13 protein-coding genes and 1 pseudogene are annotated in these 12,571 nt (G+C 69.3%); 3 read left to right on the forward strand and 11 right to left on the reverse strand.

Going from position 1 to position 12,571, the window contains the following annotated elements; translation table 11 throughout:
- Positions 1–13: 13 nt before the first annotated feature.
- Both ACIA12_RS38810 and ACIA12_RS38815 read right to left on the reverse strand, forming a co-directional pair.
- Positions 14–619 carry an alpha/beta hydrolase fold domain-containing protein gene (locus ACIA12_RS38810; protein WP_396372461.1) on the reverse strand — a complete coding sequence of 202 codons (606 nt, stop codon included), beginning with the start codon at positions 617–619 and terminating at the stop codon, positions 14–16.
- A 4-nt stretch (positions 620–623) separates the two neighbouring features.
- A pseudogene (locus ACIA12_RS38815) lies at positions 624–905 on the reverse strand (alpha/beta hydrolase); the annotation flags it as partial.
- Positions 906–986: 81 nt separating this feature from the next.
- On the opposite strand from ACIA12_RS38815, the gene ACIA12_RS38820 reads away from it, so the two are divergent.
- Positions 987–1,430 carry a MarR family winged helix-turn-helix transcriptional regulator gene (locus tag ACIA12_RS38820; RefSeq protein WP_396372462.1) on the forward strand — a complete coding sequence of 148 codons (444 nt, stop codon included), beginning with the start codon at positions 987–989 and terminating at the stop codon, positions 1,428–1,430.
- Here the strand turns inward: ACIA12_RS38820 and ACIA12_RS38825 are convergent.
- Positions 1,393–2,082, reverse strand: coding sequence for a response regulator (locus ACIA12_RS38825; RefSeq protein WP_396372463.1), 690 nt, complete (start codon positions 2,080–2,082; stop codon positions 1,393–1,395). The genes ACIA12_RS38820 and ACIA12_RS38825 overlap by 38 nt on opposite strands.
- Positions 2,079–3,209 (reverse strand): sensor histidine kinase, encoded by a 1,131-nt coding sequence (locus tag ACIA12_RS38830; protein WP_396372464.1) that lies wholly within the window; start codon positions 3,207–3,209, stop codon positions 2,079–2,081. Before ACIA12_RS38830 ends, ACIA12_RS38825 begins: the two co-directional genes overlap by 4 nt.
- A 163-nt stretch (positions 3,210–3,372) precedes the next feature.
- Between ACIA12_RS38830 and ACIA12_RS38835 the strand changes: the two genes are divergently transcribed.
- Positions 3,373–5,532, forward strand: a complete 2,160-nt coding sequence (locus ACIA12_RS38835) for an MMPL family transporter (RefSeq protein WP_396372465.1) — start codon at positions 3,373–3,375, stop codon at positions 5,530–5,532.
- 5 nt (positions 5,533–5,537) lie between these two features.
- Here the strand turns inward: ACIA12_RS38835 and ACIA12_RS38840 are convergent, their stop codons facing one another.
- The 5 genes from ACIA12_RS38840 to ACIA12_RS38860 all read right to left on the reverse strand — a co-directional run bounded on the left by ACIA12_RS38840 (position 5,538) and on the right by ACIA12_RS38860 (position 8,826).
- Positions 5,538–6,413 carry a chitosanase gene (locus ACIA12_RS38840; RefSeq protein WP_396372466.1) on the reverse strand — a complete coding sequence of 292 codons (876 nt, stop codon included), beginning with the start codon at positions 6,411–6,413 and terminating at the stop codon, positions 5,538–5,540.
- Between the two features lie 134 nt (positions 6,414–6,547).
- Entirely contained in the window at positions 6,548–7,420 is an 873-nt protein-coding gene (locus tag ACIA12_RS38845; protein ID WP_396372467.1) for a diacylglycerol/lipid kinase family protein, read from the reverse strand.
- A 34-nt stretch (positions 7,421–7,454) separates the two neighbouring features.
- Positions 7,455–8,213: a twin-arginine translocase subunit TatC gene (tatC, locus tag ACIA12_RS38850; RefSeq protein WP_396372468.1), complete on the reverse strand. Its 759-nt coding sequence runs from the start codon at positions 8,211–8,213 to the stop codon at positions 7,455–7,457.
- 79 nt (positions 8,214–8,292) lie between these two features.
- Positions 8,293–8,583, reverse strand: coding sequence for a twin-arginine translocase TatA/TatE family subunit (locus tag ACIA12_RS38855; protein ID WP_328326993.1), 291 nt, complete (start codon positions 8,581–8,583; stop codon positions 8,293–8,295).
- 51 nt (positions 8,584–8,634) lie between these two features.
- Positions 8,635–8,826: a hypothetical protein gene (locus tag ACIA12_RS38860; RefSeq protein ID WP_396372469.1), complete on the reverse strand. Its 192-nt coding sequence runs from the start codon at positions 8,824–8,826 to the stop codon at positions 8,635–8,637.
- Positions 8,827–8,943: 117 nt separating this feature from the next.
- Between ACIA12_RS38860 and ACIA12_RS38865 the strand changes: the two genes are divergently transcribed.
- Complete coding sequence (locus ACIA12_RS38865; RefSeq protein ID WP_396372470.1) at positions 8,944–10,140, forward strand: winged helix DNA-binding domain-containing protein; 1,197 nt, start codon at positions 8,944–8,946, stop codon at positions 10,138–10,140.
- A 402-nt stretch (positions 10,141–10,542) separates the two neighbouring features.
- Here ACIA12_RS38865 and ACIA12_RS38870 read toward each other — a convergent pair whose 3' ends face one another.
- A complete protein-coding gene (locus tag ACIA12_RS38870; RefSeq protein WP_396372471.1) occupies positions 10,543–11,523 on the reverse strand; it encodes a helix-turn-helix transcriptional regulator in 981 nt (326 codons plus the stop codon).
- Positions 11,524–11,565: 42 nt separating this feature from the next.
- A complete protein-coding gene (locus ACIA12_RS38875) occupies positions 11,566–12,528 on the reverse strand; it encodes a helix-turn-helix transcriptional regulator (protein WP_396372472.1) in 963 nt (320 codons plus the stop codon).
- Positions 12,529–12,571 lie beyond the last annotated feature (43 nt).

The following is a 12,571-nucleotide window of genomic DNA, read 5'->3' on the forward strand; positions in this document are numbered from 1 at the left end:
CCAGAACCCCGCGCTACCCGACCGGCTGGTCACCGAGTCGGCGCCGCACGAAGGCCGCGGCCCGCTCGAGCGCCTCGTCGGCCTCGGGCAGGAAACCGGTGAAGTACTGGAACACGTGCGGCGCCCCCGCGATCACGTCCAGGCTGACGTCGACCTCCGCCTCAGCCGCCCGAACCGCCAGCCGCAGCGAGTCGTCCAGCAGCACCTCGGCCGACCCGACCTGGATCAGCAACGGCGCCAGACCGGTCAGCTCCGCGAACAGCGGGCTGGCCAGCTCGTCCAGCGGGTCCTGGCCGCCGACATACCACTCCGCCGACTCGGCCATCTGGGCCCGGCTGAACAGCGGGTCGAAGTCACCCCGCGAGTCCACGCTCCCGCCGCTCAGCGAGACATCGGTCCACGGCGAGTACAGAACAGTCGCCACAGGCTGCGGCAACCCGGCCCTGCGCGCGGCCAGCATCAAGGCCAGCGCAAGCCCGCCACCGGCCGAATCCCCTGCCAGTACGACCTTCTGGCCACTGTCCAGCAGTTCCTTGTACGCCGCGATCGCGTCGTCGACCGCAGGCCGGGAACGGGTCCTCCGGTGCCAGCCGATACTCCAGCGACACGGCCGGTACACCGGTACTCCGCGCCAACGGCGCCGCAAGGTTGGCCCCTGTCCGGGCGGACCCGAGCGAGTAGCCGCCACCGTGCAAGTAGAGGATGACGCCCTCTCCGTCGGCGCCCTCGACCACGACATCCAGAGCAGGCCGGCCCCCGAGCGTCCGGGGGCGAAGCGTCACGTCCTCCCCCAGCGGCCGGCTGGCGAACATCTCGTCGAAGTCGGCGCGGTGCTGGGCCGGCGTCCGCCCGAGTGCGCTCTTGCTGATCAGGCCGCGGGCCTGCTCCCGTTGCTCCCTGCTCATCGCCGCACCTCTCCTGGATCGGTTATGGTTGATGACAACTACATTCCCAGGAAGCTAATTCCCACGAAGCTGGATTTCTCTGTGACCGACCTCACGTCGCTGTTCTCGGACCTGGTCCGGCTCGAGACGCGGCTCTACAACGCGCTCGACGCCCGACTGAAGGCGGAGCACGACCTGCCGCTCGGCCAGTTCGAGTTTCTGCGCTTCATCGCGGCGAGCGGCACGACCCGGGTCCAGGACCTGGCTGACGAGTTTGCCATCACGGTCGGCGCCACCAGCAAGGGAGTCGATCGGCTCGAAGCGGCCGGCCGCTGCCGCCGAACCGCCAACCCCGACGACCGCCGCTCTTCGCTGGTGGAGCCGACCGCGGCCGGCCTCGAGATCCTTGCCGCCGCGACACCCACAGTCGAAGCAGAGCTGGTCACCAGGATCGGCTCGGTCCTGTCAGAACAGTCGGTAGCAGACCTGGCCGGCCTGCTGTCGATGATCAGCGCTGGACTCGGTGGGTTTCGTAGGCCCACATGACCAGCTCGACCCGGTTCCGGGCGCCGAGTTTGGTCATGATGCTGGTGAGGTGGGTCTTGACCGTGCTGAGGCTGATGTGGAGGTCGCCGGCGATCTCGGAGTTGGTCAGGCCCTGGGCGACGGTGAGCAGGATCTCTTCCTCGCGACCGGTCAGCGGCTCGACAGGCTGAGCGGGCGGCCGGCCAAGCCGGGTATCGGAGAACGCCGCGAGCAGCCGGGCGGTGATCTTCGGGGCGATCAGCGCCTCGCCGTCGGCGGCCGCGTGGATCGCCTGGACCAGGAGTTCGGGACCGGCGTCCTTGAGCAGGAATCCGCGAGCCCCGGCCTTGAGCGCGCCGTGGACGTACTCGTCGAGGTCGAAGGTGGTGATCACGACGACGGCGATCGGGTTCTCGACGTGTGGTCCGGCCAGTTCGCGGGTCGCCGCGATCCCATCCATCCCGGGCATCCGGATGTCGAACAGGCACACGTCAGGGCGCAACCGGCGAGCGAGTTCGACCGCCTCACGACCGTCGGCGGCCTGACCGACCACCTCGATCCCGGGTTGCACCGACAGGATCATCGTCAGCCCGGTACGGACGAGTTCCTGGTCGTCGGCGACGACCACCCGGATCGGCCGGCCGTCCTCGGCAGGACCTGCTTCGACGGTCATCTGGCCGTCCTCGGCAGGACTGCCTTGACGGTCCAGCCCCGGTCGTCGCCGGGGCCGGCCTCGAAGGAGCCGCCGAGGAGGGCGGCCCTTTCGGTCATACCGACCAAGCCGTAGCCCACCGGCCCGGCCGAGCCTGCCTCGCCGTCGTCTTGGATGGTCAGCCGCACGGAGTCGGCCTCACCGGCCACCCGGACGTCGACGCGGGTCGCGGCGCGGGCATGGCGGACGGCGTTCGTGATCGACTCCTGCGCTATCCGGTAGAGGGCGGCTCCGACCGACGGCCCGAGGTCGTCGAGGTCACCCGACAGCTCGACGTCGACCGGAAGCCGGCTTCCGCGAGCCAACTGCTCGAGGTCGGCCACTCCGGGCTGCGGCGCCATCGCGGCTGCCTCGTCCTGCCGGAGTCCGGCGACCATGACGCGCATCTCCGCCAGGGTGCGGGTTGCCTCCGACTCGATGATGGCCAAGGCGTCCACTGCCGCAGCCGGGTCGGACGGGGCGACGATTCGGCCGGCCTGTGCCCGGATGACGATGGCTGAGACGTGGTGGGCGACGGTGTCGTGCAACTCGCGGGCCAGTTGCTCACGCTCCCGCAGCCTCACCTGGTCCAGCTCACGGACCCGCGACGAGGTCCGGTACCGGACGGCGGCGCCGAGCGTCGTCGGGAAGAGCAGGAACATGCTCCCGAGGATCGAGTCGACGAGCCCCGTGGGATCGACGGTGAGCCCGAGCGCCAACGCGATCAGGATGAAGACCGTACCGATCCCGATCTCCCGGCCGGATCCCCAGCGGAACAAGGAGTACGGGAGCAGGACCACGCAGATCATCATGTACTCCCCCACCGGCCCGCGGCCGGTGAGCAGCGCCACGACATCCAGCACGATCAGCGAGCCGAAGACGGCAGCGACGACCTCGAGCGGAGCGGTACGCCGCCACAGCAGCGCGACCACCGTCCCGATGGCCAACAGGATCGCCACCGGCCGCCAGGGCAGGTCGTCCCGGAAGATCCCCTCCAGGATGGCCGTCGGCAGCAGCGCACCGACGAGCACCCAGTCCCGCCAGACGCGCCGAGGCGGCTGGGGAACACGCGGCTCCGCCCAGAGCGTGCGGAGCGCGTTTCTGAACATGACCTCACAGTAGACACCCGAAGCGCCTCGGGTATCGGCCCAAAGTACGGCGTGTGGGTCAACCGTCCGGCCGAGTCAAATCCGGCCCTTCGCCCGAGGTGTCCTCCCGCGGATCTCGCGACGCTGGGTCCACTTGTCCCTGGGCCGTCGAAGGAGATCCCCGATGATGTCGCACGCGTTGTACAGACTGGGCCGGTACGCCGCCCGCCGGCCGTGGACGGTGATCGGCACCTGGCTCGTCGTCTCCGTGCTCGTGGTCGTCGCGGCCGGCGTCTTCGGGCAGAAGCTCTCGGACTCGATGGGAGCGCCGGGGCTCGACTCGCAGAAGGCCACCCAGCTGCTCGCCCGCTCTGATCAGGCCGGGCTGACCGCGAAGGTCGTGCTCACGCCTGCTGACGGGCAGGCGAGGTTCTCCGATCCGGGGCCGAAAGATGCTTTGGGCAACGTGCGAGCGGGAGCCGCCACGCTGCCCAACGTGCTGGGTGCCGGGGAGCCGGAGGTCTCGGCCGACGGGCGCGTCGCGGTCATCCGGCTGCAGTACCCGGTCCAGGAGAAGCTGGGTCCGGGCGATCTGGAGAACCTCAAGGAGTTCGCCGCCGGTGTTGCTCCGACGCTGCGGGTCGAGCTGGGCGGCGATCTCTTCTTCGTCTTCGAGGCGCCGCCGGCGGGTCTCGGCGAAGGGATCGGGCTGCTGGTCGCGATCCTCATCCTGCTGGTGACGTTCGGGTCGGTGATCGCGATGGGGTTGCCGATCGGGCTCGCGCTGTTCGGGCTTGCGCTCGGGATCAGCGGGATGTCGCTGGTCACGTACCTGATCGACATCCCCAGCTGGGCGCCGGTGATCGGGAGCATGGTCGGCCTCGGGGTGGGGATCGACTACGCGTTGTTCCTGGTCACCCGGCATCGCGAGTACCTGTCGTCAGGATCGACGGTCGAGGAGTCGGCCGGGCGGGCGGTCGCCACCGCCGGGCAGTCCGTGGTGTTCGCGGGTGGCACGGTGGTGATCGCGATCCTGGGGCTGGCGGTGGCCGGCGTACCGTTCATGACCGCGGGTGGGATCGCGGTCGCGCTCATCGTGCTGATCATGGTCGTTGCCTCGATCACCTTGTTGCCCGCGTTCCTGGGGCTGGCCGGGTCCTGGATCAACCGGCTCACGGTACGGCGCGTCACGGTACGGACCGGCGGGTGGGAGCGGTGGGCCCGGCATGTGTCCCGGAACGCTGTCGCGTATCTCGTCGGGTCTGTCGTCGCGTTGCTGGCGCTCGCCGCGCCGGTGCTCGCGCTTCAGGTCGGTACGCCCGACGAGGGTGCGCTGCCGGCGACGCGGACCGAGCGCCGGGCGTACGACCTGGTCGCCGCCGGATTCGGTCCGGGGATCAACGGTCCGTTGGTGATCGCGGTGGACATCTCTCGGGATGCTTCGGTGGTCGGGCCTCTGCTCGCCGCCATCAAGGCTGACCAGGGCATCGCCGCCGTCGCACCGCCCGACGTGAACGTCGCGGCCGGGCTCGCGACGCTCGTCGCCTTCCCGACCACTGGGCCGCAGGACGACGCGACGCTGGAAACAGTCAGGCGCCTGCGGACAGACGTCTTTCCCTCCGTACTACGAGACAGCCCGGCCGCGGCTCATGTCGGCGGGCAGACGGCGAGCTTCGCCGACGTCGGGGCCAAGGTCAACGATCGGCTGCCGCTCTTCGTCGGCGCCGTGATCCTGTTGTCGATCCTGCTGCTGACCGTCGTCTTCCGGTCGATCGTCGTACCGCTCAAGGCCGCGCTGATGAACCTGCTCAGCATCGGCGCTTCGTTCGGGGTGATGGTGATGGTGTTCCAGTGGGGCTGGGGCGCTGGGCTGATCGGGCTGGAGTCGACGGTGCCGATCGTGCCGTTCATCCCGATGTTCATGTTCGCGATCCTGTTCGGGCTGTCGATGGACTACGAGGTGTTCCTGCTGTCCCGGGTGCGGGAGGAGTACCTGCGCAGCGGCGACAGCGACGGCGCGGTCGTGCACGGCATCGCCACCACCGGCCGGCTGATCACCTCGGCCGCCCTGATCATGGTGTCGGTCTTCCTCGGCTTCGTGCTGAGCAACGACCCATCAGCCAAGATGTTCGGCCTCGGCCTGGCGGTCGCGATCTTCATCGACGCGACCATCGTCCGGATGCTGCTGGTACCGGCAGCAATGAAGCTGCTGGGCCGGGCCAACTGGTGGCTCCCGGCGTGGCTCGACCGCTTGCTTCCGGAGCTCGGAACACACAGCCCCCGCGACCCGGGGACACTCGGGCAGCGGGGGCTGTCGTCAGCCGGTCAGGGTCAGCTGACGTGACTGGGTCAGCTGATGTGGAAGGAGTCTCCGTAGACCTTCCAGTCGAGGGGGGTGTTGAGGTTGAGGTTGCCGTTGCGGAGGAAGACGCGCTGGGCGGTGTCGACCCGGCTGGTGTCGCTGTGCGCCTCCTCCTGCTTCATCGCCCAGACGCGGGCGTCGAGGAAGGCGTTCAGCCAGGTGGTCTCGTTGCCGCCCTGGGCCGGCGGCTTGGCCTTGGTCAGGGCGCGCTTGCGGATGCCACCGAAGCTGGTGCCGTCGTTGCCGCCACCGTGCATGACGATGGCGTCGTAGTACATGAACTGGCCGAGTACGCCGACGCCGTCGGCCTTGCCCTGTGACACCGACGGGTTGAAGTACACGCGGTCGCGCTCGCTGTCCTGCGCGGCCTTGAAGACCGAGTCCGCGGCAGCGGTCTTCCAGTCCCTGGTGTAGTTCGGGTCGAGACCCTCGTGCGAGTCGGTGCCGTCGACGTTCTCCAGAGCCGGCAGGTACTTCTGGAGGACGTTGCCCGGCTTCTTCTGCTTGTAGAGCTTGACCAGGTCCAGCATGTCGCCGGTACCCGAGCAGAATCCGATGATGCCGGCCGTGTAGCCGCGGCCGTCGTCGATGTCCTCGATGTACTTGTACTGCGCCTTCCAGTCCAGCGAGGAGTTCTCCGCGCTGGAGACGATCTTCATCGCGATTTCCTTCTTCGCCGGGTCGTCCAGCCCGGCTGCCTGCACGCTGCGCTGGGCGTGCGCGGCGATGTCGATCCTGGCGTTGCTGTGCTCGAGCAGCGGCGAGGCGTACGCGGTCGCCGGGGCGGCAGCGACGGCGAGGCCGAGCAGGATGCCGGTCAGCCGGCGGGTGCTGCGCAAGGTGTTCGTAGGGGCGTTGAACACGAATCTCCTCCGAGGGGGCGTCGAGGGTTTATCTGTTAGGAAGCTTTCCTATCAGACAAACCCGGTGACGGCCAGAGATTGCTGAGATTCGTTCAGTGATCGAGGGACTTAACCGGTTCGAAGCGGGGTGTGCGTCAGGCGAACACGGTGAGAGCGCCGGCCGCGACGCCGATGTCGACCGGCAGCGGGCCGAGGATCTCGCCGTCGGCGTACGCCGTGACGCCGGGCGACTCGAGCCGGATCGACCGGCCGCGCAGGGTGTGCACCGCCGGGTGGCCGAGGTGGGTGCCCTTGGACAGCTTCGGGAACATCTGCAGCAGGGTCAGCCGCGACACCGGCTTGATGATGGTGACGTCGAGCAGCCCGTCGTCGATCCCGGCGCCGGCGCAGATCTGCAGTCCGCCGCCGTACGTCGGACCGGTGCCGACGGCCACCAGCATCGCGTCGGTCTCCAGCACCTCGCCGTCGACGGTGACGACGTACGAGATCGGGGTGAAGGTGCGCAGCTCGGCGAGGGTGGCCAGCGTGTAGCGGGCGTTGCCCTTCGGCCACGTCATCGCGTTGGCGCGCTTGTTCACCAACGAGTCGAAGCCGCCGGCCACGACGGTGGTGATGTACTCGTCCTTGGCCGTCGCCAGGTCGACCGCGCGGGTCCGGCCCCTGACGATCAGCGCGGCCGCCGCCTTCGGATCCTTCAGCGGTACGCCGATGCCGCGAGCGAAGTCGTTGCCCGTGCCGGCCGGGATCACGCCGAACGGCATCCCCGACTTGGCCAGCACCTGGGCGCCGAGGTGGATCGTGCCGTCGCCACCGACCAGCGCGACGCCGTCGGCACCGGAGGCGATCACCTCGGCCGAGATCCGGCCGACGTCCTCGGCGCAGGTGGTCGTGTACTCGTCGACGGTCAGGCCGCCGGCTTCGAGCTCGGCGCGGACCACCGGGGCGACCCGTGCGCCCAGCCCTCGGCCGCTGGTGGGATTGACCACCAGCGCGATCTTGCGGGCCATCAGTCGGCCGGCAGTTCTTCAGGCATGCGGGCCATCAGTCGGCCAGCAGTTCTTCGGCCCTGCGGCCCCGGCGCTTGTCGTTGATCCGGCAGATCACCTCGGCGATGAAGAACAGCAGGCACATCGGGATCGCCAGCAGGCACATCGTGAACGGGTCGCCGGACGGCGTCGCGACCGCGGCGAAGACGAAGATCACCAAGATGATGTACGGCCGGAACTTGCCCAGCGCCGAGGCCGGCACCAGGCCGAGCATGTTCAGCAGGACGACGACCAGCGGGATCAGGAAGGCGATCCCGAAGACCAGCATCGTGCGGATCACGAAGTCCAGGTAGTGCGGGATCTCGATCAGGTTCTGCACCGAGTGCGGGGTGAAGCTGATCAGGATCGCGATGCCCTTCGGCAGCGTCCAGTAGGCGACCGCCATGCCGCCGGCGAACAACGGCGCGGCGAGACCGGCGAACAGCGCCGCCCACTTCTTCTCGCTGCGGTGCAGCCCGGGCGCGATGAACGCCCACAGCTGGTACAGCCAGACGGGGCTGGAGACCACCAGCCCGATCAGGGCCGAGACCTTGATCTGGAAGGTCAGCGCGTCGCCGACGCCGTTCAGGGTCAGGATCGGCTTCGTCTCGTCGGCCCCCGGGTTGAGCTGCCGGACGCTCTCCTGGAACGGCTGGGTCAGCAGCCTGAAGGCCTCGTCGTAGATGAACCAGGCCGCGACCGTGCCGATCACGATCGCGAGCACACTGATGAGCAGCCGGTTGCGCAGCTCGACGATGTGCTCGCGCAGGGTCATCCGACCCTCTTCGTCCTTCGGGCGGCGGGGTTCCTTCCGCCGTCCCAGCCTCACCGTTGTCACAGGTGGAGCGCGCGGCTCAGTTGGCGGTGTGGGTCGGCGGCAAGCCGTCGCCCGGAGCCTGGCCGTTCGGCTGCTGGCTGGGGGCCTGCACCGGCGGGTTGACCGGCTGGGTCGGCGCCTGGGTGCCCTCGGTCAGCTCACCCTCCTTCTTGCGCGACGACGGGCCGACCTCCTCTTCCCAGATCTTCTTCGACTTGCCGAGCTGCTTGACCAGGGCCGGCAGCTTGGCCGACCCGAACAGCAGCACGACGATCGCGAGAATGACGAGCCACTCCGCGCCCTGAGGCATTCCGAGAGACGGAATCATGACGAAACTCCCTACCGACTTCTACTCGTGGCTCAACCGTGAGCGCCGATACTACGCCCGAGCGTTTGCGTCCTCGGCGGTCCGGGCGGACCTCGCCTCCGACTGCGCGTCCTCGAGTTTGGACTGGGCGGTTACCAACTCACGTGTCAGTGCCTTGGCCTGACCCCACAGCTTCCGAGCGAGCAGCACGAGGACCAGGGTCCACACCGCCACCACGCCCAGGAAGAGCAAGAGCCAATACATGCCCAAGAGCCTATCCGGTTCCCGGTCACCACCCATCCTCGCAGTCCATCGCTGTGGACAACGGTGTCGGAACGTGATGGTAAGAACAGGGGAAGCAGAGACCTCAGGGGGAGACGGATGGAACGGATATCGGTGGCGGATCGGCGGGCCCGGCTCGGGCGGCGGCATCGGCTGGCCCGGTCGGCGCAGGCGGGGGATCCGGTCGAGGCGGCCACGTCGATGGTCGTCCTGCACGGGACCGATCCGGCGACCGTCCACCTGTCGATCGCCGCACGGGTGCCCGGTAGCGAGGTGGCCGGGACCGAGCGGGCGCTGTACGACGATCGCACGCTGATCCGGATGCTGGGGATGCGGCGAACGGTGTTCGTCGTACCGACGGCGTTCGCTCCCGTAGTACAGGCTGCTTGTACTGACGACATCGCGGACAAGCAGCGGAAACTGCTGGTCAAGCATCTCGCCGAGGCGGGGATCGCGGCCGATGCCGAGGAGTGCGCGAAGTGGCTGCGGGCCGTTGAGGAGTCGACGGCGACCGCTCTCGCGCTGCGTGGATCGGCGACGGCGCAGGAGTTGTCGGCCGACGAGCCGCGTCTGCGCAGCCGGCTCGCGATGGCGCCTGGCAAGTCGTACGCCGCTCAGCCGTACGTGACGAGCCGGGTCCTCTTCCAACTCTCGGCCGAGGGCCGGATCGTCCGCGGGCGGCCGCTCGGCACCTGGTTGAGCGGCCAGCACCAATGGTCTCCGGTCGAGAACTGGCTTCCGGACGGCTTCGGCGACAAGTTGCCGGCCGATGAGGCTCGGGCGACTCTGGCGCGGGCGTGGCTGGCGTCGTTCGGCCCCGGTACCTCAGCAGACCTGCAGTGGTGGAGTGGCTGGACGCTGGGCCAGACCCGCAAGGCCCTGACAGCTGTCGAGGCCGTCGAGGTCAACCTGGACGGCGAGGTCGGCTACGTACTCCCCGGCGACGAAGGACCGGTGGAGGAGCCCGAGCCATGGGTGGCGTTCCTGCCCGCGCTGGATCCGACCCCGATGGGCTGGAAGGAACGAGCCTGGTACCTGGGCGAGCACAAGGCCCGGATGTTCGACACGACCGGCAACATCGGTCCCTCGGTCTGGGCCAACGGCCGGATCGTCGGCGGCTGGGGCCAGCCCGAGTCCGGCGACGTCCGCTACCAACTGCTCGACGACGTCGGTCGCGAAACGGCCGCCGCGATCGAGGCCGAAGCAGACCGCTGGACCAAGTGGCTGGCCGGCGTCCGGATCACCCCCCGCGGCCGCCGCGCCTCCCCGCTGGAAGACGAACTCTCGAAACGCTGACCCGGCAACTGGCGCCTTCCCCCGTCCGTACTCGCATCGCGGGCCAACGCATGGAGCCCACCCGAACCACTGACGGCGAACCGCACCACGAGTCGCGTTGGCGACTGGCACCGTGCTCCGCCCACCGCCCAGACGGCTGTCGGGCGCCCGGCGGCGTCGGTACAGCAGTCGCGCCTCAGCCTGCCCACGCACCAGTCCAGCCCAGCCCGCATCGCACCGCGCCGCACCGTGCTGCAGTAAGCCCGCTGCGAACCCGCCCATGCAGTCCGCCCCAACGCGCCCATGCAGTCCGCCCCAACGCAGGGCCCGCTCGCGGTCCGCATCCCGGGCAGGCCGAGGTGGCGCCCAGCGCCACGAGGCCGATGCGGGCGACCGCTGGTCCCCGCAAGCGTGCGACCGGGGTTACTGGAGTTGGTCGTCGTAGGCGGAGAGGGCGTCGCGGGCTGTCTCGGCTATTTGTTTGCCCAGGTCCTGGGGGTCCAGGACGGTGGCGGTGCCGCCCAGACGGAGGATCAGGCGTTGGAGCCAGGCGGTGTCGGCCACCCGGAGCTTGACGATCAGGGAGTTGCCGGAGCTCTCCTCGATCGACTCCATCGGGTAGTACTCCGCGACCCACCGCGCCGGCGGCTCAAGCCTGACCGTGGCCAGCAGGTCCTGCTCGGACGGCTGGAACATCCCGTTGGACAGATCACGCGGAGTCGCCTCGGGCGGCGGCTCGCTCGGCAGGTCGAGGAGCTTGGCGTCAGCGATCCGATCCAGCCGGAAGAGCCGGACATCCTCCGCCAGCCGGCACCACGCCTCCAGGTAGCTGCGCCCTTCGGAGACCACCAGCCGCATCGGATCGACGTCCCGCTCGGTCGTCTCGTCACGCGACGGTACGTCGTACGTGAGGTGCATCCGTCGCTTGCCGGCCAGTGCCCGGTTGACCAGGTCGGCGATCTCCGGCGCGGCGGGCTCGACATGGACGTGGGCAGCGGAGCCCTCGATCGCAGCGGCCCCCTCCCCCGCGGCGGTCTCCAGCTTCGCGATGGCCCGGTCGACGGCGTCGCGGTCCTGGCCGGCCGTCACATCGCGCAGGGTGCGCAACGCGGTCAGCAGGGCGAGCGCTTCGTCGGCCGCCAGCCGCAACGGGCGCGCCAGATAGTCCGCGTTGTTGAGGTGGATCACCCCGTCGCCTTCGGCCGCGTCGATGTCGATCTCGATCAGATCGCCCATCTGGGCTCCGGGCAGACCGCAGAACCACAGCACCTTCAGGTCCGCGATGATCTGCTTGGGCCGTACGCCGAACTCCGCGGCGACATCGTCGACCCGGGCGCCGTCGTTCTCACGCAGGTACGGCACCAGCGCGAGCAGCCGCTGCACCTGGTCTCGCGCGTTGCTCATGTCATGACCTCGCCGCGCTGGAGCGGGGCTTGCGGGGCTTCTTCACGCTGGCACTCCCGCGACGGTACGCAGGCGACGCAGTACGCCGTCCAGCACGTCGCCCGGGCCCTCGACCACTGCATCCGGTCCGAGGGAGGCGATCTCTTCGGCGAGAACCTCGGCGTCGGCGTACGGGACGTGCAACAGGTCCCAGCCCTCCTCGTACGGCTCGATCGCGTTCGCGCGACGCCGCAGACTCACGGCCGAGCCGGTCCTGGCCCGGACCTTCGCCTCGGAGGTCGGTCGTGGCGGCGCGAGCTCGCTGACCAGCGAGCGGATGTCGGTGCCCTCGGGCACGGTGAACGAGTTCGGCGGGCCGACTGTCTTCACGTTGCCGCCGATCCGCGACAGCCGGAACATCCGGGTCGCCTGGCGGTCGCGGTCGCGGCCGACGACGTACCAGCGGCCGTGCCACGAGACGATGCCCCACGGCTCGAGGGTGCGGGTGGTCGGTGCCGAGCCGCCACTGCGAGTGTGCTCGAAGCGGACGGCCGTGCGGCTCACGACGGCGGACCACAACGGGTCGAAGGCCGGCTCGGAGGCGCCGACGTGCGGCTCGATCGCGCTCAACGCCGACTGGTCGGTCTGGATCCCGGCGGCCTTCAGCTTGAGCACGGCCGACGTGGTCGCCTCGGCCAGGCTGGCGTGCTGCCAGACCCGCGCGGCCACGCCGAGCACGGCGGCCTCGTCCGGCTCCAGGTGCACCTCGGGCAGTTCGAAGACGTCGCGGCGGATCCGGTAACCGACGTCGTCGGAGAAGAACTTGTCGATGGTGCCCATCTCGATCGGGATGCCGAGGTCGCGCAACTCGTCCTTGTCACGCTCGAACATCTTCTCGAAGGCGTCGTCGGTCTGCCCGGCGTACCCCTCGACGACCTCGCGGATCCGCTCCTTGGTCACGTAGGTGCGCGCGACCAGCAGGCAGATCACCACATTGAGCAGCCGCTCACTCTTCCGCGCCGACACCCGACCACCTTACGGGGTCAGGGTCGCAAACCGCCTGTTCCGC

This window comes from Kribbella sp. NPDC051620 (assembly GCF_044453825.1).
Lineage (GTDB): Bacteria > Actinomycetota > Actinomycetes > Propionibacteriales > Kribbellaceae > Kribbella.

Excerpts from the sequence above, each read along its gene's own strand:
- ACIA12_RS38860 (WP_396372469.1), bottom strand. The coding sequence starts at position 8,826 with ATGTATTGGCTCTTGCTCTTCCTGGGCGTGGTGGCGGTGTGGACCCTG.
- ACIA12_RS38835 (WP_396372465.1), top strand. The coding sequence starts at position 3,373 with ATGATGTCGCACGCGTTGTACAGACTGGGCCGGTACGCCGCCCGCCGG.
- ACIA12_RS38865 (WP_396372470.1), top strand. The coding sequence starts at position 8,944 with ATGGAACGGATATCGGTGGCGGATCGGCGGGCCCGGCTCGGGCGGCGG.
- ACIA12_RS38825 (WP_396372463.1), bottom strand. The coding sequence starts at position 2,082 with ATGACCGTCGAAGCAGGTCCTGCCGAGGACGGCCGGCCGATCCGGGTG.
- ACIA12_RS38845 (WP_396372467.1), bottom strand. The coding sequence starts at position 7,420 with ATGGCCCGCAAGATCGCGCTGGTGGTCAATCCCACCAGCGGCCGAGGG.
- ACIA12_RS38830 (WP_396372464.1), bottom strand. The coding sequence starts at position 3,209 with ATGTTCAGAAACGCGCTCCGCACGCTCTGGGCGGAGCCGCGTGTTCCC.
- tatC (WP_396372468.1), bottom strand. The coding sequence starts at position 8,213 with ATGACCCTGCGCGAGCACATCGTCGAGCTGCGCAACCGGCTGCTCATC.
- ACIA12_RS38855 (WP_328326993.1), bottom strand. The coding sequence starts at position 8,583 with ATGATTCCGTCTCTCGGAATGCCTCAGGGCGCGGAGTGGCTCGTCATT.
- ACIA12_RS38870 (WP_396372471.1), bottom strand. The coding sequence starts at position 11,523 with ATGAGCAACGCGCGAGACCAGGTGCAGCGGCTGCTCGCGCTGGTGCCG.